The sequence below is a fragment of the Arcicella gelida genome (assembly GCF_034931025.1).
Classification (GTDB): Bacteria; Bacteroidota; Bacteroidia; order Cytophagales; family Spirosomataceae; genus Arcicella; species Arcicella gelida.
Genome location: NZ_JAYGIL010000028.1, coordinates 39320 through 61993, shown reverse-complemented (window position 1 = coordinate 61993; position 22674 = coordinate 39320). Strand labels below are relative to the sequence as shown.

The window sequence follows — 22674 nt, the reverse complement described above, 5'->3', positions numbered from 1 at the left end:
ATTTAGAAGGCTTTGTTTTTCTAGCTATCTTTGTCAATAATAGTTTTTGAATATTGCTTCGCATCAGCAAAGATTTATTCAATTATTATTTAGAATCAGCATTTACAAAACAAATTTATTCTAACGCATGACAAAAGACAGGTTCAATGACCTGAAAGCCAAAGTAGAGGCTTTGAGGGGGTATCTTTGACTACGATAATAAGAAATTCCAGATTGAAGAATTAGAAGTAATTACGCTCGATCCTGAGTTTTGGGCTGATTCTAAAAAAGCAGAATCGACCATGCAGAAAATTAGGGCTTTGAAATTCTGGACGATTGGCTTCGACCAACTCAACGCCTTGGTCGGTGACCTTGATACCATTTGGGAATTTTACGAAATGGGCGAAGCTACCGAAGCAGAAGTAGATGCTGAGGGAGCAAAATTAGAAGAAAAATTAGCTGAATTAGAATTCCGCAAAATGATGTCTGACGAAGGCGATAGTATGTCGGCAGTACTTGAAATCAACGCAGGTGCAGGCGGAACTGAATCGCAAGACTGGGCCAATATGCTGATGCGTATGTACATTATGTGGGCAGAAAAAAATGGTTTCAAAGTAAAAGAAGCCGACCACAACGATGGTGATGTGGCTGGCATTAAATCAGTTACTTTAGAAATCGACGGCGAATATGCTTATGGAAATCTGAAATCCGAAAACGGTGTACATCGTTTGGTAAGGATTTCTCCTTTTGATTCAAACGCTCGTCGTCATACTTCATTTGCTTCGGTGTATGTGTATCCTTTGGCGGATGATTCTATCGAAATTGAAGTAAATCCAGCAGATATTGATTGGGATACTTTCCGTTCGGGCGGAGCAGGTGGACAAAATGTAAACAAAGTAGAAACGGCTGTTCGTTTAACACACCGACCTTCGGGAATTATTATTGCTTGTCAACAAGAACGTTCGCAATTGATGAACAAAGAAGTAGCTTTACGACTTTTGAAATCGAAATTATATCAAATCGAAATTGATAAACGCAATGCCGCCAGAGCAGAAGTAGAAGCAGGTAAAAAGAAAATTGAGTGGGGTTCACAAATCAGAAGTTATGTGTTGGATGACAGACGAGTAAAAGACCACCGAACCAATTACCAAACATCTAATACTGATGCTGTACTGAATGGCGAAATCAATGAGTTTATTAAGGCTTATTTGATGGAAGCTTAATTGGGACTTGAGGATTCTGGACTTGAGGACTTTAGGTAATCTCTTTTCATTCTATAGAAAATAAGATTAAAGATTAGACTATAAGTAGCGGTAACCTTCACGGTTACCGTTTTTTGTTTACACCTCTGTTTATCCTAATTTCCATCAAAAAGTATCTCTATAGATTCTCAAAGAAATTGCTAATCAAATAATAATAAACAATTAGCAAAACTGCTATTCTTCCCCACTTGTATAAAGTTAACATTAAGCCCGTTTTAACTTTTGTACTGGTTATAATTTGGTAATATTTAAAACCGTTTCGAGCAAAATAGTGAAGATAATTTTGTGTTCAACAATTCACTTAATCCATCTTCAACATGCAAACCCTTACTCTTTACTTCACAAAAAAGAGTCTCTTTAAAAAGCTCTTTTTACTATTTTTTATTACTCTTTTGGGTAATATGTCTTTCGGACAAGGTACAGACGCTACCATTTCTGGAAAAGTACTCGACGAAAAAGGCGAATTTGTGCCTGGAGTTACTATTCGTGTTAGAAACGAATCAACAGGTTTCCAGACGGGTACAGTAACCAACGAAAAAGGCGAATATTACTTACAACAACTTCCTTTAGGAAGACCCTATTCAATTTCGTTCTCGTTTGTAGGCTATCAAACCCAAAAACTTTCAAATTATGCACTTAATCAAGGAGATAAATTAAAAATCGATACTAAACTTGTTCAAGGAAATACGCAATTATCAGAAGTGACTGTTAGTGCTAATTCTTTTGTGAACAAAGAAACTGAGCGTGCTGGTGCGGCTATTGCGGTTACTTCATTACAAATGAAACAGTTGCCAATGGAAGGTAGAAACTTTTCAGCTTTAACAGCTCTATCGCCATTACAAGGTAAAAATGGTAGTTTTAGTGGTCAGCGTTCTTCATCTACTAATGTTACAATGGACGGAGTAAATGCCCGTAGCATGTACACAAACGGTACTGTTGGAAATGGACCTTATACCATTTCGCAAGAAGCCATTCGTGAATTTCAGGTTTCTACCAACAACTATGATGTTACGCAAGGTCGCCAAGGTGGGGGTTCTGTGAATGCAGTAACCAAAAATGGTACAAATACAATGGAAGGTTCAGCCTTTTTCTATCAACGTGCTAGTCAGGCTTCGTTATTTGGCAACAAATTATTTCCATTAAATAGCGAGTACAATGCCAACGGAACACCAAGAACTACTAATATCGACCAAAAACAATATGGTTTCTCATTGGGTGGTGCTTTAATCAAAGATAAACTACATTACTTCGTTGCTTTCGACCGCCAGAACGAAACCATTCCTTTCCAAATTGCACCTGTTAACAATGCTTTACAAGAACAAAACTTCGGAATTACTAAAGCTAATTTAGATCAGTTAATTGCTGTAGCCAGAGAAAAGTATGGCATGAAAAACACGCAACAATATGGAGATTTTTCAAGAGAAACAGTAGCTAATGCTATTTTTGCTCGTTTAGATTGGCAGATTAATGAAAAAAATAAATTGACTTTCCGTAATAACTTGACTACTTGGAACAGCCCAATGTCAACAAGTGATAACTCTAACATCAATTTATTAGAAAGCTGGATTGGCTTTAAATCTACAGAAAACAGTTCTTTACTTTCTTTACGTTCTGATTTAGCACCAGATTTAACCAACGAATTGAAATTCCAATTTCAAACAGTTTCTCGTAATTACATCGTTAGTTCAGATTTACCTGCTGAAAACATTCCAAGAGCCATTATTACAGTAAGGTCGGTAATTCCTACAGAAAGTAATCCGAATGCTACTCAAACTAGAACGGTACAATTTGGTGGACAAAGATTTGGTACAGAATACGCTAAAGACAAAACTATTCAATTAGCCAACACAACTTATTTGAGAAGAGGAAATTTGAATTTCAAATTCGGAACAGATAATATGTTGACTTTCTTAGATTCTAAAATCGTAAACGAAATGAATGGACGTTTCTTCTTTTCAAGTTTACAAGATTTTATTAACAAAAAACCAAGCAGATATGCTCGTGAAGTACCTTTGGTGAATCCAGCAGTGAAACAATCTTTGTTAGACTTAGCTCTTTTTGCACAAGTAGAATTTGAACCTTTCAAAAACGTTACAGCAATGGCTGGACTACGTTATGATGCTACGATTTTCTTCAAACAAGGAGACCCAAATGCCATCACAGAAAGCAAATTAGGCATTAAAACCAATAATACTTTAGCTGATTATAATAATATCCAACCAAGATTACAATTAACTTGGGATGTGGATGGTCGCCAGAAAGATATTATTAAATTCGGTGGAGGTATTTTCTCTGCTCAACCAGTTTCATATTTACAATTGAACAATATTCAAAATGCTGGTACAATTGTAGGTTCAATCGATGTTTCGGGTGCAGGAGTACCCAATCCAGATTTTGTTTCTTACCGCAATAATCCTTCTACTACTCCTGGAATTCCTGCGGGTTCAAGTTATATTTCTACTATTAATGCAGTAAGTAAAGATTTCCAAGTTCCTTCAATTTATAAAATCAACTTTTCTTACAACCGTTTCTTCAATTCGAGATTCCGTGCTGGTATCAATTTATTGTGGTCGAAAACAGTAAACAACTACGTTTATTACGACAGAAATATTGTTGATCAACCATACTTTAGATTAAGTAACGAAGCGAATCGTGGTGTATATGTTCCTGCCAATACTATTCCAGCAAATGGTTCTACAGACTGGACAAAAGGTAGAAAATCAGATGAATTAGGAAGAGTTTTAGAATTAGAATCTTCTGGAAAATTAGACCAAATTGCGGTAGTTATTGATGCAAGTATGAAAATTGGTAAAGATGGATATTTTACCATTAGCTATACTAAAAACGATACCAAAGATAATAGCTCGTTCAACTGTTGCGTAGCCAATACTTCTACTTTCAGACCAGTTGTTGATGACCCACGTGACCAAACAGTTTCTTATTCAGACGACCAATTCTCTGATAAATTAGTCGTTTCAGCGGCTACTCCAACGGTAAAAGGTTTTCAGTTAGGAGCAATTTTTAATGGCGTTGGTGGTACTCGTTACTCTTTCTTGGTAGGTGGAAACAAAAGTATTAATGGCGACTTTGTATTAACAAACGACTTGGCTTATGTTTTTGACCCAAATGGTGCTAATGTTCCAGAAGCCATCAGAAAAGGTATTCAAGGTTTGTTAGATAACCCAGACGTTACTCCAAGTGTAAAAACTTATATTCGTGAAAATATCGGTAAAGTAGCTGAAAGAAATGGCGGTGTAAATCCATTTTATTATACTGTCGATTTACGTTTGACAAAAGATGTTAGATTCTTTAACAAACACAACATTTCACTTTCTGCTGACTGCTTCAACTTTATGAATTTATTAAATAAAGATTTAGGCGTAAGTTATAACCACGGAAATGTTAACTTAGTCTCGATGACGGGCTTCGACCAAACTACTAAAAACTATACTTATAACGTAGAAACAGGAGCAGGAAGAAAACTATCAACCGCTGGTGGTACTCCTTGGAGAATCCAATTGGGGTTAAGATATTCATTCTAAGAAATTCTCTTTACACTTTCTTATCAAAAACGGTTACTTCGGTAGCCGTTTTTTGGCATTTAATGACAGTAGATAAATTACTAAAGTGATTTTATTTCCTAAAAATTACATTGTATTAACGTCTTTATTCCACATAAATTCTGAACAAACCATTTCAACAAATGAAACATGTAAGCGTTTTCATCGGTATAATTTTATGCTGTTTGGCTTGTAGTCCAAAACAAAGCTCTAATCAAAATCGCAAAGACCCAATACTTGAAAGTCTGGTCGCAAAAAGAGTAACCCTTCCGAATGGTTGGTCATTAACGCCCGTAGGCAGCAGTATTCAATTAAATGATTTACCCTTGAATTTAGTGGTTTCGCCTTCACAAAAACTTTTGGCAGTTACCAATAACGGGCAGAGTACTCAGAGCATTACTTTGATTGATGCCGCTACCGAAAAAGTCTTGGATGATGTCATCATCAAAAAATCTTGGGTAGGTTTAGCGTTTAGTCAGGATGAAAAATACTTGTATGCTTCTGGTGGCAATGATAATGTAGTGGTGATTTATAAAATAGAAAACCAAAAGCTAGTTCAAGACGGAGAAATTAAATTAGGAGAAGCTTTTCCAAAAGCTAAAATTTCACCTGCTGGCATTTGTGTGAAAGCCAATCTTTTGTATATAGTCGCCAAAGATTCAAAGTCATTATTTATCTGTGATTTGGCGACCAGAAAAGTCATCAAAGAAGAAAAACTCAGTGCCGAACCTTATACTTGTATGTTAGCACCCAACAGCAATGAATTGTACATTACACTTTGGGGAGGGGCAAAAGTAGTGGTTTATAATCCAGCTCAGGCGAAAATCACGGCTGAAATTGCTACGAATAGTCATCCAAACGATATGGTTTTTACAAAAGATGGAAAGTATTTATTCGTACCCAATGGAAATGATAATACTGTTTCGGTGATTGAAACTTCTACCAAAAGATTGATTGAACACATTTCTGCTTCTTTATATCCCAACGCACCGATTGGCTCAACACCAAATGCTGTGGCACTTTCGCCTGACGAAAGTACTTTGTATATCGCCAATGCTGATAATAACTGTTTAGCTGTGTTTGATATTAGTCAGAAAGGTAAAAGTTTGTCGAAAGGTTTTATTCCAACAGGCTGGTATCCAACCGCCGTAAAAACCATTGGAGATAAGATTTATGTAACCAATGGAAAAGGATTTAGTTCAAAACCAAACCCAAAAGGACCCAATCCATTAGCCAAAAAGAAACCGCAAGAAGTAGGTGCAAACCCAGAAGCTAACAAAGAAGTAGTAGAATATATTGCAGGTTTATTGAAAGGGACGATGTCAATCATTGATGTGCCTAATGAGCAAACTTTGGCGAGTTATTCGCAAGTAGTTTTTCAAAATACTCCTTACAGCAAAGCAGTAGAAAAATTAGCAATGGGCGAAAGCGATAACCCGATTCCGATGAAAGTTGGTGGAAAATCGCCTATCAAATATGTATTCTATATCATCAAAGAAAACCGTACTTATGACCAAGTTTTGGGTGATGTAAAAGAAGGAAATGGCGACCCATCGCTTTGTATTTTTCCTGAAAAATTAACGCCTAACCAACATAAAATTGTAAGAGATTATGTTTTGTTAGATAATTTTTATGTAGATGCAGAAGTTTCTGCCGACGGACATAACTGGTCAACCGCAGCCTATGCCAACGATTATGTGGAGAAAAACTGGGTAACAAGTTATGGAGGAAGAGGCGGTTCTTATGATTTTGAAGGTCAGCGAGAAATTGCTTATCCTAAAAATGGTTTTATTTGGGATTTCTGCAAAAGAGCCAATATTCCTTTCAGAACTTATGGGGAATTTGCCGATGGCCCAGAAGGAAATTATGCAGGCGTAAAAGGAAATGTTTGTAGAAATTATAAAGGTTGGGACATGAACTTCAAAGATTCTGACCGTGAAAAACAATGGGAAGCAGATTTCGATTCTTTGTTAGCCATCAATGCCGTTCCACGTTTCAGTAGTTTAAGAATGGGGAATGACCATACTTCTGGTTCAAGAAAAGGAGCATTTAGTGTTGAAGCAGCCATTGCCGATAACGATTTGGCAGTAGGAAACTTTATTGAACATCTTTCAAAATCTAAAATCTGGAAAGAATCTGTCGTGTTTATTTTGGAAGATGATGCACAAAATGGTTCAGACCACGTTGATGCTCACCGTTCTACGGCTTATGTGGTAAGTCCTTATACCAAAAGAAAATTTGTAGATCATACCATGTACTCTACTTCGGGGATGTTGAGAACGATGGAATTGATTTTAGGTTTGCCACCCATGAGCCAGTATGATGCTGCCGCAACGCCATTGTTTAGATGTTTTACCAAAAATATTGATTTAACGCCTTTCAAAGCTTTACCAGCCAATGTTGATATTAACCAAAGAAATCTTGCTATCAACACAGGAAAACGCAAAACCAACTTTGATTTCAGTCACGAAGATGCTGCTCCAGATTTAGCATTTAACGAAGACATTTGGAAAGTAATGAGAGGAGAAAACAGTAAAATGCCTCCTCCAAAAAGAAGTGCTTTTGTGAAAATCCCTGCAAAAGCAGAAAAGGAAGACGAAGAAGATGATGATTAATTGACTTTGTTAAACATGAATCATCACGGCTTTAAAAATCATAAAAAAGCGGTCAAAAAACTAATTTTGACCGCTTTTTTGTTTGATTATAGTTCTGCTAGGAACAAAATATCAGTAGATAATCTCTTTTAACTCTTCTTAAAAACGATACATTAAAGTAGCTATCAAACTTCTACCAACACCATTAATCCCTGAACCATGTGTACGGTAATCTACATTAAAAATATTTTGGAACGAGCCTATCAAAGTAACATTTTTGTATTCATAACCCGTATAAATATTTAATACATTCCAGCCATTTGTTCCGCCTTTTGGAATTCTGTTGTCATCTTTATCACCTTGTGCCAAGCGGTCTTGCTTTCCTGCGAAGATGTCTTCTACTTTTATAAAAAAAGCATCATTCATTTGATAATGTACTCCTACTCTACCCGACAGTGGAGGAATTCTTCTTACAGGTTCGTTCTTGGTTTCGTTTTGCCCATAAGTATAAGCCAAATCTGTATAGATTTTAATTTCAGGTAAAACCATCCACTCCGTTGCCCATTCAAAACCTTGAATGTAGGCTTTTTCAACATTCTCTTTTCGGTAAACCTGATAATCATTAATCTTTTGTCCTTCTACTTTTACTCTGGCTATCAAATTTCTTAACTGATTATGAGACAAGGCAACACTTGAAGAAAAAGTAGATGTTCTGAATTTATAGCCCCATTCAAAATTATAAGAATTTTCAGGTTTTAAGTTGGCAGTTGGTAATTCATAACGAAAATCAACAATGCCCAAAGTACCCATATCATCAATATTGGGCGCTCTGAAACCTGTATTAAACGATAAGTAAGTCATAGAATGATTTTCCAGATGATAACCCAAAGCCAAATTTCCGACCAAAGCCTGTGGCGAAACCTTTACTTTCCCTAAGGTTTGGTCATTTACATGGATAGCATAGGCATTGAAGCGAGTCCCAAAATTTACATCCCATTTATTCAAATTAATATGGTGTAAAGAATAAGCCGCATAACTATTAAAAGTTGAAGCATCAGGATATAACCCTCTGCTATAAGTAATTTTATTGCTTTGAAAATCTGTATCTTGTTTCGTGCTGTTTACTTTATCTGCATAAAACTCAATTCCAGAACTGGCATCCCAATTAGGTAAAATTTCAGAACGTACATTGATAAAAGAACCAAATGTTTTTACTTGATCATTTTCTACACGATACACATTCGAAGCATTTTTCTGAGAATTTCGCCCTTCCTCAGTACCTTGATAAGAAACATTGAAAGTCAAATTTTTCAGTAATCGGTGTTCGCTTTTAATATCAAATTGTAGATATGAAAGTGCTCTTTTCTGTGGCGACATTTCATTAATCTTAAAGTTTTCAAGCTTTACTTTATGATAAACAGGTACATGACTTTGATTTAAGTTTTGATGAGCGGCTGTTAAAAACACATTTTTTGAAAGCTGGAATTTAGCTTTTATATCAAACGCTAACTCATCATAACCCGATGGCGTTTGTACTCCAGTAGTATCGCCACCAATTAAATCTCCGAATTTTCTCAGGCTCAAACCTGCTTTGATAGCCATTTTCTGCGAAGCGAAAGAAAGTTCTGTTCTAGCTGTTTTTTCAAGGGATGAAGTTCCATATCTAACGATAGCATTCCCATTTACTTTTGGTTTATCAGTTGAAAATTCAGGACTTGCAGTATTGATTTGCAAAGTTCCGCCCATGGCATCAGAACCGTATTGTACAGAACCTCCGCCCTTGTATATTTCGATGTTTTGAATCAAAAATGGGTCAATTGTATTCAAATATTGGTTTGGGCCATAACGAAAAGTACTGTTATTTAAACGGATTCCGTCAATCAAAATCAAAGTTTGGTTTCCTGTTAATCCTCTTAAAAAGGGGGAACCTCCACCATGATTTGTTTTTTGTACAAACACGCCATTGGCACCAAATAAAGTTTCTGGAGTACTTCTGTATTGATAATTCTTAAGGTTTTTAGCATTTAGTACTGCTACAGAACCCATCGTATTAAATACCTTTTGCTCATTTCTTTGAGCAATTATGGTTACTTCATCCAATAAGAAGTTTTGTTTTTTTATCGTTGAATCCGTAGTGATTGAGAGACTCAGAACAAGACAAGTAAAAATTGACATTTTGTTTGTTTTTCGGGTTGATAATAATTATCCTTTAAGGCTTAATGAGATAATTTTTTGACCACACAATTTTTGCAATTCTCCTTAAAATACCTATTGATTCCTTTTATGAAATAATTAAGGTTTAGCTTCTTTCTCATCACTCAAACTTAAATAGTTAATCTTTCCGAATAAAGTAAACGGCTTTTTCGTTATTATTTTGATTACAAACCATTTCCAATTGATAATCTCTCTGTCTTCCTCAAACTCCTTTTACTATTTATACAAGCGATTTTTATCTAATTCAAATTTCCTCTTCCTGTTTAATAAGCGTTAAATTTATTGTAAGTTTGTATCCTTTTATCTGTACATCAACCATTAATTCATCAAATGTATAAGCAATTTTCATTGTCTATATTCACACTTATACTCCTTTGGTTTGCTTTCAAAAGCCCTCTCACAGGAGCATTAAACAGCACGTTTTTGCCTTTTTCAAAAACGGAAAAGAAGGTGTTGAATGACAAGAAAATTGTCAAAAAAACTCGTGTACTTCAAACACCTAAATTCGTCAATAACAGCCAATTATTAGAAGCTCAATGGGTTGATAGTATTTTTGCATCAATGGATAATGACCAAAAAATCGGTCAATTTTTCATGGTAGCGGTAAATCCAACGCATGGAGAAGCACATTTTAAAAAACTCGAAAATCTAATTCAGCATAATTATATCGGCGGCTTGATATTTTTTCAAGGCGAGCCTACTTCTTATGCCAACCTCAATAATCGTTTTCAATCAACAACAAAAATCCCTTTATTAGTTGGAATTGATGGAGAATGGGGTTTAGCAATGCGTGTAAACGCCACAATGGCTTTCCCTAAACAAATTACTTTGGGGGCGATTCAGGATAATTCATTGATTTATGACATGGGTACAGAAATTGCCCGTCAATGCAAACGTTTGGGAATTCATCTAAACTTTGCTCCTGTTGTTGATATTAATTCTAATCCACAAAACCCTGTGATTGGCTTTCGCTCTTTTGGCGAAATTCCCGAAAATGTTGCCGCTAAAAGTAGTGCTTACATGAAAGGCATGCAGAACAATCAACTTCTAGCTTGTGCCAAACATTTTCCAGGTCATGGCGACACCCATAGCGATTCGCATTTTACTTTACCACAAGTATCGTATGGTTTCGAACGTATGCACGATATTGAGTTAGTTCCTTTCAAACAACTTATCGAAGATTCTATCAAAAGTGTTATCGTTGGTCACCTACAAATTCCTTTTTATGATTGGCGTCCAGCTACGCTGTCACAAAGTATCATTACCAATTTATTAAAAAAAGAAATGGGTTTCAAAGGCTTGGTAATTACTGATGCCTTGAATATGAAAGGTGTTCGTAGTGGCAAAGGGGTATCTTCTGGAGAAATTGATTTACAGGCATTTATTGCAGGAAATGACATTTTGTTGTACTCCGAAAATATTCCAGAAGGCATTAATAAAATTAAAGATGCCATTCAATCAGGCGTAATTCTACAATCTGAAATAGATAACCGTGTTAAAAAAATACTTCATGCTAAATATTGGGTCGGTTTGAATCAATTCAAATACATAGAAACTAATAATTTATATCAAGAATTACATACGCCAGAAGCACAGCAAATCAAGCAAGAATTATTCGAGAATGCGATTACCATCGTAAAAGATACAAGAAAGCTTTTACCGCTTTCAACTGAAAATAACAAATTGGTTTCGGTTAGTTTAGACATTGCTTCGAACAATCGCTTTCAACAAACATTGACTTCATTTACTTCGATGCCACAGTATTCAAGTGTAAATAAAAACGATGAAAGCTTTTTTAACGAAGTATTAAAAAATGTAGATTCAACCCAAACCGTTATTCTAAGTGTTCATAATATCAATAAAAAGTCTGCGAGCAGATTAGATTTGAGTTTTGGTGTACAAGATTTTATCAAACGACTTGAGAAGAAAACTGCCAATGTAGTAGTCTGCGTATTCGGGAATCCTTATAGTTTAAAATATTTTCCAGAAGTATCTAATGTAGTTTGTGGTTATGAAGACGACGATGCCGCTTATTCGGCAATGGCAAAAGTACTTTTTGGACAAATTCCAGCGGTTGGTAAATTACCTGTTTCTGTAGAAAACTTGTACAAAGCTGGCGATGGAATTACGCTTAAAAGACAAGGACAATTAGAAAAAGCCTCGCCAGAAAGCGTTGGAATGAATCCAGAAGTACTCAAAGGCATCGACCCAATTATTGCTTCATCCATCAGTCAGAAAGTATTTCCGGGTTGCCAAGTATTAGTTGCCAGAAAAGGAAAAATCATTCTGAATAAAAACTATGGGCAGCTTGCTTATGAATTAACAAGTCCGCCAGTGTCGAATCAAACAGTTTATGATTTAGCTTCAGTCACAAAAGTATCGGCGACACTTCAAGCTGTAATGTACCTTTACGACCAAAAGAAGATTGCCTTAGACGAAAAAATCGTTACTTATCTTCCAGAACTCAGAGGAACAAACAAGGAAAACATGACAATTCGTGATGTTCTTTGGCATCAAGCAGGATTGGTTGCTTACATTCCTTTTTGGGAAAAAACACGTATTCCTTTAGGCTGGAAAAAAGAATATTATAACGATACGCAATCCCTAGAATATCCATTAGAAGTAGCCGAAGGCATGTTTGCCAAAAATGCCATCCGAGATTCTGTTTGGAAATGGGTTATCAAATCTCCATTAATCAATAAACGAGATAAAGACGGAAGTTTTAGCTATGTTTATAGCGACTTGGGTTTGATGATTATGCAACATCTTGTGGAAAGAATACTTGGGCAAAGTTTGGATGTTTTTACAAATTCATATTTGTATGAACCTTTAGGCATGAAAACAACAGGGTTTAACCCTTTGAAAAAAATAGAAAAAGCCAAAATTGCACCTACTGAAAATGATAGACTTTTTCGAGGAAAAGAATTACAAGGAACTGTTCAAGACCAAACCGCAGCCATGTTAGGTGGCGTTTCGGGTCATGCAGGGTTGTTTAGTTCAGCCTCAGACTTAGTGAAATTATTTGAGATGAATCTTGAAAAAGGAAGTATTCATCAGCTGAAATTCTTTAGCGAAGAAACTATCCAAGTATTTACAACAAGTATTTCTTCAAAAAGTGAAAGGGCTTTGGGTTGGGATAAACTTCCCGCAGATGGCGAAAGTAATTATATTTCGGCTTCCGTTTCGCCAAGTTCTTATGGACATTCAGGTTATACGGGCACTTTAGTTTGGGTAGATCCAGAAAAGGAATTGGTTTTCATTTTCCTTTCAAACAGAGTACATCCTTCGGCAAGTAACAATAAAATTAATGCACTGAAAATCAGACGAAAAGTAATGGATGTTGTTTATAAATCAATTGAAAAACAACAGTAGTACGTTTTCCAACTCGTAAAATATAATAATAGCTCACGAGTTGAAAACTCGTGCTACGAAAAAAGCCTTCCGATTTCCATCAGAAGGCTTTTTTCATTTGATATGATTCATAAACAAATCTTTTGTCTTGAATCTTCTATCTTAAAATCTCACAGAAAGCTATTGATCTAACAAAATTTCAAGTTCTTTCTTGAATTCAATTAATAATGTTTCTTTCATCGAGATTTTACGTTTTTGAGTATTGATTTTATTCATCACCAATTTATCTCCCATTTGACCATTGTAATTGGCATCAGAGATGAATGAATCCAATTCATTTTTCTCTTTTTTAGTCATGTAATCCATTTGATTAATCATGATTTTCAATTGCTCAATTCTTGGTTTTTCATGTAAAGCTGGATGACGATAGCTAATTACTCTCAACAAGTAATTCATTTCGAAAATCTTATCGCAGATATTTCTGAAACGTTCAGCAATACTTCTATCAACATTTTTAGCAAGAGCAGATAACTCTTTCCATTTTACTAAATATCCTTTTGCCTTTTCAGAAGTTTGTGGAATCAAATCTTGTTGTTTGAACAAACCTTCTAATTCAGTAGTCATATCCTTCATTTGCTGTACTCTAGGATCAACTCTTGGTGTTGATACAATTCCTTTTTCACGGTTGTAGCGCTCAAAGAAGAAATCGCTTGAACGTTTGAATTGCTTCCAAAGTTGGCTTTGCTTTTTAGGCGGCACCTGACTAATGGTTTTCCATTCACGTTGCAAATCCTTGATTTTAAGGAAACCAGCATCTACGTCTTTTTCGTAACGTAAATTACGAGCTTCATCAACAATGCGTTGAAGTGTAGCTAGTTTTTCGTCGATGATGCGGTTTTTCTCAGCATAATATTCACGACGTCTTACGAAGAAATCATCTACAATGCCATTGAATTCTTCTTCAACGCCATCTTGTAAAGATTTATCAACAGGACCTGTCTTCAACCATTTGGTTTTAATTTCCATGATGGTTTCCGTAGTTACTGCCCAATCTTCATTCTTGCTTGCTTCTCTCAACTCTTCAATCAAAGCTCTTTTAATTTCAAGATTTTTGATTTGGTTGTGCAAAATAAGCTCTCTTAGTTCTAATTCTAAGCCATCCAAGCGTTCAAGCAAGGGCATAAAATTTCCTAAGCCATCAAATTCTACGAGATTTTTGCGAAGTTGAAGTAGTTTGGTAAGATAAGAGCCTTTGTTCTGAGCTTCTTCTACTTGCTCAAAAAGTAAGGATACTTTATTTTCAGCAATCGTAAAACGATTCACAAAATATTGTAGGGCCTCCTCTTCTGTGTTTCTAACAACACCAATCTGACGTTCTGGATATTCTGAATATCCTTTTAAATAGACCTTACCATCTTTACAATAGCCATAGTCGGCGGAGTTCTTAATTGTATTTTCCATTGGTTTACATTACATGATTAGAGTGTCTGGCAAGGCTCATAACTCTAAGAGATTCATGGTTTAGGTTGAATTTATTTTAGTAGTTTTGTGATTGTTTAAAATTCTATTTTACTTATTTGTTATGAAACGATTCTGATTGAAAATAATTTCAAAATTCTAAAATTAACAAATTTTGAAAATGAAAACTCCTCTAACACCTAAATTTTCCGCAATTTACTGATTTTCAGCAAAAAATCTAATGATTTATCCACATAATCCATGTATTCTGTAAATTTTTATTTTAGTGCATAAATCAAGCCCAAAATAAACGATAATTGAATATTAATTGCACTCAAAACCATTAAATTATTTATTAAAAAAATCTTTAAGCACATTACAGCCCTAAATTCATGAATTTTAGCCTCATAATTAAGCTACCGCACAAGAAAGGTAAGGAGGCTTTAATTAAAAATACTATCTTTGAATGAATGATTAAGGTTTTATTTTCAGAACAAAATCATTCTATTAATTTTTATAAAAACGACAACTAATTACATTAAACGATAAATTAACCCAATGAGTCAGGAAACAATTATTTTTTCTATGGAGCGTGTTTCTAAAACCGTTCCACCCCAAAAACAAATTCTCAAAAATATTTACTTATCATTTTTCTACGGAGCTAAAATCGGCGTATTAGGTCTTAACGGTTCAGGGAAATCTTCTCTTTTAAGAATCATTGCTGGTAAAGACAAAAGCTACACTGGCGACATTGTATTCTCGGCTGGTTATTCTGTAGGAATGTTGGAACAAGAACCTGAACTCGACCCAACAAAAACGGTAAAAGAAGTAGTAGAAGAAGGCGTTGCAGAAATTGTAGCTTTATTGAAAGAATTCGATGAAATCAACGAAGCTTTTGGCGACCCAGATGCTGATTTTGATAAATTATTAGAACGCCAAGGCGAAGTACAAGAAAAACTTGACCACTTCAATGCTTGGGAATTGGATACTCGTTTAGAAAGAGCAATGGACGCTTTACGTTGTCCGCCTTCTGATGCCAACGTGGCTAATCTTTCAGGGGGTGAAAAACGTCGTGTGGCTTTGTGTCGTTTATTATTACAAGAACCAGACGTACTTTTATTAGATGAACCTACCAACCACTTGGATGCTGAATCGGTTTTGTGGTTAGAAGAACACCTTCGTCAGTACAAAGGAACGGTAATTGCCGTTACGCACGACCGTTACTTCTTAGATAACGTAGCGGGTTGGATTTTAGAATTAGACCGTGGCGAAGGTATTCCGTGGAAAGGAAATTACTCTTCTTGGTTAGAGCAAAAACAAAATCGTTTAGCACAAGAAGAAAAGACAGAATCTCGTCGTCAGAAAACTTTACAACGTGAATTAGAATGGGTACGCATGGCACCAAAAGCACGTCAGGCAAAATCTAAAGCACGTTTAGAAGCTTACGATAAATTGATGTCGGAAGAAAACCGTCAGAAAGAAGATAAATTAGAATTATTCATTCCAGCGGGTCCACGATTAGGTAATAAAGTAATTGAAGTAAACAATGTAACGAAAGCTTATGGCGATAAGTTATTGTTTGATAATCTTACTTTTTCTTTACCGCCAGCGGGTATTGTTGGAGTAATCGGACCAAATGGTGCTGGTAAAACAACCTTATTTAAATTGATTACTGGACAAGCACAGCCAGATGCTGGAACATTTGAAGTAGGTGAAACCGTACAAATGGCTTATGTAGATCAAGAACATAACCAATTAAAAGGCGAGAAATCAGTTTTTGAAACTATTTCTGGTGGCACAGAACATACAATGCTAGGCGGGAAACAAGTAAATGCTCGTGCTTATGTAAGTAAGTTCAATTTTAACGGAGCTGACCAAGAAAAGAAAATTGGTAACCTTTCAGGTGGTGAGCGTAACCGTGTACACTTGGCGATGATGCTGAAAGAAGGTGCAAACCTACTTTTGTTAGATGAGCCTACCAACGATTTGGACGTTAACACTTTACGTGCCTTAGAAGAAGCCCTTGAAAACTTTGGTGGTTGTGCGGTAGTCATCTCCCACGACCGTTGGTTCTTAGATAGAATTGCAACGCACATTTTAGCTTTTGAAGGAAATTCGCAAGTATATTGGTTTGAAGGTAACTTCTCTGATTATGAAGAAAACCGTAAAAAACGTTTAGGTAACGATGCTACACCAAAACGTATTCGTTATAAGAAGTTGGGTGAGTAATCAATCAACTAAATTCTAATAAAAAAGCCATCAAAAGTTGAGTAAAATCAATTTTGATGGCTTTTTTGTTAAAACTTCGGACACTTTAATTCGCCTTTTCTTGGGCGGACATTCCGCTTAGGTTGAATTAAATCGCTGAAAGTATATGAAAGGGATAATTCATGTGCTCCGCCAGTCGAACTTAGTCTTGAAATCGTGGCATCGTAGCTATAACCTATCGAAAAATTATCTTGTCGATAACCGACCAAAAACACCAAAGCATCGTGACTAATGATACTTGTGTTATCTTTTTTATAGGTTTTTATCGGAATACCTCTATACCAAGCTCCAATCACAATCGGCGAATAAGTTAAATACGCACCAACATCTAATTGGTCTGATTGTCCCTGACGTCGATAATGAACCACAGGCGTAATACTTTTCTCTCTATCAACGGCATCTCCCAAATTATTTCCTAACATATAATCATCCAAAGGAATATTAAAACCTGCTTGAATACCAATTCTAACAGGTAAAACAGCATTTTGATTTGAAAAAGATTGATTCGGCTGATTGATATGATGAACCGATGCTCCAACCCAAAATTGTTCTCCATAAACAATTGCACCCGATGAAAAATCCCAGTATTTTAATTGTGGGGTAAGATTATTTCCTCCTTGCAAAATTTGATCAGAAGAGTAACGTGGATATGCTCCAGTGGTTAAATAAGTGTTAATTTGGTCGCCAAAAGTATAATCTGCAAAATTTACGCCACGGGTTACATACGAACCTTGAACACCCAAGTTGGCTCTTAAACCATCACTTAGTTTGAGGTGATAAGAGTAAATAGCACCAATATCTGTCGTAGTTAAATTGGTAAACTGACGGTCGGAAGTAAGTAATAAGCCAACGCCACTATTCAGTTTTTCCAAATACAAATCAGCAGAAAGCGATGAAGTAACAAAATTAGCACTTAATGAAGGCCATTGATTTCGATGATTTAAACTTACTCTTGGAGCTTTGGCAGAACCCGCAAAAGCAGGATTTAAAAACATGGGCGCTGCATAAAACTGTGAATATTGTGGATCTTGAGCTTCTGCAAAAAAAGACCAAGATAAAATACCCAATATGAACAGAAAACTTCTTTTTAACATGGAATTAGGAATGGTTATGAGTATCTTCATCAACGATTAATCATACTGTTAAATATTAGTAAGATATTTTTATCCAAAAAACAATTAGCCCCAAAATGTACTTTACCAACACGAACCTGTACTATTTAATGTTTCCTATAATTTTAAACAGTAAATTTCGTTAAAAAAAGTGCTATACTCCTCTAAATTACGTTGATATAATCAATACCTCTATCGTAAAATCATTTTTTAAAACTCATAGACGGAGCAAATGGTTTTGTTTATGTTAATAGACCTTATCACGGTTTATTTGTTAATGACAAAACAGTACAGTGGAAATTTATTTATCTCTGTAAAATCAATGGAGAAACTGTATTTATAGTAGAAAATGCTTATTAAATATCGCTGATTTCTTACAAAGAATAATACTACAACTTAAACCGTGATAAAGTCTAATGTAGAAGAGCCTAAATTTAAAGAAGATTTTTTCATTAAAATCAATATTTTTAATAAGTATTTTAACATCCAACCTTTTAGGTGTAATAGCTGTCTATATCGGAAGCAAAGAGTATTTTCATTTTTTATAACGAAAGAATGTTTAGAATTAGTAGCATACAACGATTTTTTTTGCTCATCACCTTTGTTTTTTTAACATGGGCATGGTCAAATACGGCTCATGCTCAATTCAGTGTAGCAAAAACTTGTTTATCAGAATGTTCAGATACTACAGCGGCAACTATTTTTAAAGATTTGGTTGCCACTCCAGCTTCAGCTTGGCGTTGGGATTTCGGTGACCCAGCCAGTACTCTAAAAAATACTTCCACACTGAGGAATCCAGCACACTTATACACTACTCCAGGTACAAAAACCGTGACACTTGTTCGTACTGAAAATGGTGTACCAGTTACTTATACCAAAACCTTTGAAATTTTTGCACCACCGCAAGCTTTCTTTTTGGGACAAACTCCTTCACAGCAAGATACTACTATTTGTAATGGAGATGTTCTTACATTGAACCCTTACCCTAATGGAGGAGCCCAACCACAATATGAATACATTTGGTTTCCTAAAGGTCAAACTACTCAAACACTTGTAGCAGATACTACCAGTTGTTATTCGGTACAAGTAACTGACCCTATTACGGGTTGTTCTGCTCAAAATAAAATCAATGTTCAGCTTTGTATTCCGCCACCGCCAAAACCTGCCGAAACCTCTTGGTACTTTGGTAATAATGCTGGTATTAAATTTTCAAACGGTTCAGCTACGGCTGATACTGAAGGTAAATTAAATACGGTAGAAGGAGTTTCATCTATCGCTGACCAAAATGGCAATTTACTGTTTTATACTGACGGACGAAAAGTATATGATAAAGATGGGACGGAAATGCAAGCAGTTTTTCCGACTGACACCTTGAAGGGAAGTTCATTTTCAACACAATCTGCCGTAATTGTGCCTCAGCCTAGTTGTCAGGGCTGTCAGTCTTATTATTATATTTTTACGACAACCGAAATCAATGGCGAGAAGAAACTAACTTATTCGATTGTTGATATTCGATTGAATGAAGGCAAAGGAAAAGTAATTGCTAAAAACTTGCCTTTAGATGATGTTTCATCTACCGAAAACCTTATCTCGACTTTTGTTAAAAAAGACTCTACTTATTGGGTAATTTCTCATGATTATAGTAACAATACATACAGAATGTATCGTGTTACTAAAAATGGAATTTCTATTTCAAAAACCATTGATATTGGTTCAACGATAGATTCTCCAGAAAAAGCACAAGGGTATTTAAAAGTCTCACAAGATGCGACCAAATTAGCCATTGCCATTCCTGGAGGAACAAGAAACCTTGTAGAATTATATGATTTTGCAGATTCCACTGGTGCAATTACCAATAAAAAAACAATTGACTTAGGTCCAGCCCCACCAACCGTTTATGGTGTTGAGTTTTCACCAGATAGCAGAACGCTATTTGTGACGATGAAAGCTGATACCATTAAAAAACCGGGTACATACTCATCTTTATTACGTTATGACTTAACGCAAGGAGATTCTGTGTCTTTAGCAAAATCTAAAGTCACATTAGATTCCTCTAAAAAAGAGTATTACGGCTCTGTTCAATTAGGCCCAGACGGAAGAATTTACTTAGCCGTACAAGGAAGTGATACTTTGGGTGTGATAAAATTACCGAACGATACGGTTTCTTATACCAATGCCAGTAAAGTAAAAATAGATACAGCTTATTATCAAAGAGATGCCTTTAGTTTAAATGGAAAAACCAGTCAATTGGGTTTGCCAACTACTGCAACAGTTGTGATTACTAGAAACTCTGGAGTAGGTATTATGGCTTCGGATACTTGCTTTGGTTCACCTTCTACTTTCCAGACGAATCATCTTTGCGAAGGAGAGACTTTTAAAAATACTAAAACGGATTGGTACTTTTATAGAGGTACTCCTCCACAGCCCGACTCTCGGACAGGGAAATATACCTTACCTGCTGGAGCAGTCTATCAAAAATCAGGCGGGGCGGGCGATACAGGCTTACAAGTAACTTATACGTTCGATACTCCTGGGAAATACTATGTTTTTGTAAGTATGGGAAATAAATGTTTGAGCGATACTTTACTTCCCCCGCAAGAGTTTGAAATATTTGCCATTCCCAATGCAGATTTAGGCAATGATATTAATCTTTGCCAGAATACAACTACGTTAAATGCAGGAAATACGCTTCCTGATAGTCGCTACTTTTGGTTGATTGACGGTAGTTATTTACCAAGAGATACGCTGAGTACTTTAACAGCAACAAGGTCTGGGAAGTACACTGTGTTTGTAGAGAAAAATGGTTGTATTGCAGAAGATTCTGTGAAGGTAAATCTCTTTTCGGCAAAACCTTTTAATCTTCCAGCAGATACAACTATCTGCCAAAATTCTTCTTTTACTTTATCAGCAAGTAATGCAGGTAGTAGCCCTACAAGTACTTATTTATGGAATACTGGACAAACAACACCAAGTATCGTAGTGGTTCGTCCGGGAACATATTCTGTAATCGTTAAAGAAAGTACAACCAATTGTGAAGTAAGAGACCAAGTTGTGGTTAGTGCATTGCCCAAACCAACTTTTGTAGTTAATAAAACATTGCCAAGTAATTGTAATATCAGAGATGGGCAAATTGCCATTCAAAGCTTATCGCCAACTGATACTTATACTTTTGTTTGGTACAAAGATGGTGTACTTATCGCTGGACAAAGTAGAAACTCAATCAGAGGTTTGGATGCTGGCAATTATCGAGTGACCATTCAAAGTAGAATTGCCTGTGATACAACGTTTAATATTCCTTTATTGGCATTGGGCAATACCAAACCAAACATTGTAGTTAGACCAACAGATACTTATTGTGATGTATTGAACGATGGCTCAATAGCTTTTACGGTGAATGCAAATAGTGGAATTCAGCCAATTACTTTTGATTTGAAGATTAACGGTAATCCTGATGTAACGATTAAAAGTGGCTCAGTTGGTTCAATATTAGTTTCATCAAGAAATTACTTAATAAATGGATTGGGGGCTGGAACATATACTTTGGAATTAGAAGATGCTTCAGGTTGTAAGCATATCGAAAGTCCGCTGATAATTGCGGTACGACCAAGAACAGTAACAACGATTTCAAGACCACCAATTGAATGTCTGGGACAAACAATTGTACTCCAAGCCGTTAATACTGCTGGTTCAATTTTGTGGAATACTGGTGCAACAACGCCTAGCATTAATGTAACGCAGGCAGGTATTTATTCAGTTACTGTTATTGATTTCACAGGTAAATGTATCAGTAAAGCTAATTCGTTAGTTTCGTTCAAGCCCCTTCCTGTGATTAATGTAAATGTTCCAAACGAAATTTGTACTGGAACTCGTCCTGTTCAATTTACTGCTAGTCCAGCAACTGGTACTTGGTTTGGTTCAAATATTAGTTCTAATGGACTTTATACTCCTCCGTCATTGGCACAAAATGATGATGTTCGTTATGAACTAACAGGTGCAAATGGTTGTGTTGGCAAAGTTGCTAGAACGATTACAATTTCACAATCGCCCAAAGTTGATTTAGGTGCCGACAGAGATGTTTGTAGAAATGGCATAGATTTCATCGGTACAAATCTTGAAACAGGTGTTACTTATCGTTGGAATACTGGACAAACAACTAATATTATTTATCCTACTCAACAAGGACGTTTTACATTAAATGCCAATTTAGGTAATTGTAGAACGACGGATGATATTGTAATTCGTTTATTGCCTTCACCATTTATTCCATTAAAATCTGAAATACCATTGTGCGTGCCAGATGCGTTGCCAATTAATCTTGATGCTGGTTCTGGTGCTGGACAAACCTATCGTTGGCTTCCGGGTGGACAAACAAGTCAAATGATTTCAGTATCAAATATTGGAATTTATACGGTAGAAGTAACTAATACGCTAGGCTGTACGAGTCGTGCGAGTACGAACGTCGTGGATAGATGTGAGCCAAGTATTTTAGTGCCTGATATTTTTACCCCAAATGGCGACTTCCAAAATGATTCATTTCAGGTTTTCACTGCACATATTAAAGATTTTGACTTGAAGATTTATAACCGTTGGGGAGAATTATTATTTACTTCAAAACTTCCTGAAGACCGTTGGGATGGTAAGTACAAAGGTGTATTACAAAAACCAGATTCATTCGTTTGGGAAATTACTTATACAGCAGAATATTTCCCAGAAAGAGGAAAACTCAAAAAGCAAGGAGCTGTTACGATAGCTTGGTAAAACAAAAAAAGCGTTGAAAGCCATTTGAAGTTTTCAACGCTTTTTTGTTTTTAGATAGACAACTCATGGCATAACTTACGCCCCTACCCTTGCCATCATGGGCAATATATATCTAAGT

9 protein-coding genes are annotated in these 22674 nt (G+C 35.9%); 6 read left to right on the top strand and 3 right to left on the bottom strand.

The features are described from left to right. Positions 1-127 precede the first annotated feature (127 nt). The 3 genes from prfB to VB776_RS18865 all read left to right on the top strand — a co-directional run bounded on the left by prfB (position 128) and on the right by VB776_RS18865 (position 7416). Positions 128-1202 (top strand): peptide chain release factor 2 gene (prfB, locus tag VB776_RS18875; protein WP_323698425.1). Its coding sequence is split into 2 segments (ribosomal slippage): positions 128-187 and positions 189-1202, totalling 1074 coding nucleotides; the frame shifts between segments, so codons are not numbered across the junction. Positions 1203-1558: 356 nt separating this feature from the next. Then, entirely contained in the window at positions 1559-4783 is a 3225-nt protein-coding gene (locus tag VB776_RS18870; protein WP_323698424.1) for a TonB-dependent receptor, read from the top strand. A gap of 161 nt (positions 4784-4944) precedes the next feature. Beyond that, positions 4945-7416 (top strand): bifunctional YncE family protein/alkaline phosphatase family protein, encoded by a 2472-nt coding sequence (locus VB776_RS18865; RefSeq protein WP_323698423.1) that lies wholly within the window; start codon positions 4945-4947, stop codon positions 7414-7416. Positions 7417-7554: 138 nt separating this feature from the next. On the opposite strand, the gene VB776_RS18860 is transcribed toward VB776_RS18865, so the two are convergent. Continuing rightward, positions 7555-9570 carry a TonB-dependent receptor plug domain-containing protein gene (locus VB776_RS18860; RefSeq protein WP_323698422.1) on the bottom strand — a complete coding sequence of 672 codons (2016 nt, stop codon included), beginning with the start codon at positions 9568-9570 and terminating at the stop codon, positions 7555-7557. 369 nt (positions 9571-9939) lie between these two features. Here VB776_RS18860 and VB776_RS18855 point away from each other — a divergent pair, with 369 nt between their 5' ends. Continuing rightward, complete coding sequence (locus VB776_RS18855) at positions 9940-12981, top strand: glycoside hydrolase family 3 N-terminal domain-containing protein (protein WP_323698421.1); 3042 nt, start codon at positions 9940-9942, stop codon at positions 12979-12981. Between the two features lie 159 nt (positions 12982-13140). On the opposite strand, the gene VB776_RS18850 is transcribed toward VB776_RS18855, so the two are convergent. Continuing rightward, entirely contained in the window at positions 13141-14421 is a 1281-nt protein-coding gene (locus tag VB776_RS18850; RefSeq protein WP_323698420.1) for a DUF349 domain-containing protein, read from the bottom strand. Positions 14422-14976: 555 nt separating this feature from the next. Here VB776_RS18850 and ettA point away from each other — a divergent pair. After that, entirely contained in the window at positions 14977-16647 is a 1671-nt protein-coding gene (gene ettA / locus VB776_RS18845) for an energy-dependent translational throttle protein EttA (protein WP_323698419.1), read from the top strand. Between the two features lie 68 nt (positions 16648-16715). On the opposite strand, the gene VB776_RS18840 is transcribed toward ettA, so the two are convergent. Next, complete coding sequence (locus VB776_RS18840; protein WP_323698418.1) at positions 16716-17780, bottom strand: PorP/SprF family type IX secretion system membrane protein; 1065 nt, start codon at positions 17778-17780, stop codon at positions 16716-16718. A gap of 606 nt (positions 17781-18386) precedes the next feature. Here VB776_RS18840 and VB776_RS18835 point away from each other — a divergent pair. Continuing rightward, positions 18387-22556 (top strand): T9SS type B sorting domain-containing protein, encoded by a 4170-nt coding sequence (locus VB776_RS18835; RefSeq protein WP_323698417.1) that lies wholly within the window; start codon positions 18387-18389, stop codon positions 22554-22556. The last annotated feature ends 118 nt before the right edge of the window (positions 22557-22674 follow it).

Excerpts from the sequence above, each read along its gene's own strand:
- VB776_RS18860 (WP_323698422.1), bottom strand. The coding sequence starts at position 9,570 with ATGTCAATTTTTACTTGTCTTGTTCTGAGTCTCTCAATCACTACGGAT.
- VB776_RS18865 (WP_323698423.1), top strand. The coding sequence starts at position 4,945 with ATGAAACATGTAAGCGTTTTCATCGGTATAATTTTATGCTGTTTGGCT.
- VB776_RS18840 (WP_323698418.1), bottom strand. The coding sequence starts at position 17,780 with ATGTTAAAAAGAAGTTTTCTGTTCATATTGGGTATTTTATCTTGGTCT.
- ettA (WP_323698419.1), top strand. The coding sequence starts at position 14,977 with ATGAGTCAGGAAACAATTATTTTTTCTATGGAGCGTGTTTCTAAAACC.
- VB776_RS18850 (WP_323698420.1), bottom strand. The coding sequence starts at position 14,421 with ATGGAAAATACAATTAAGAACTCCGCCGACTATGGCTATTGTAAAGAT.
- VB776_RS18870 (WP_323698424.1), top strand. The coding sequence starts at position 1,559 with ATGCAAACCCTTACTCTTTACTTCACAAAAAAGAGTCTCTTTAAAAAG.
- VB776_RS18855 (WP_323698421.1), top strand. The coding sequence starts at position 9,940 with ATGTATAAGCAATTTTCATTGTCTATATTCACACTTATACTCCTTTGG.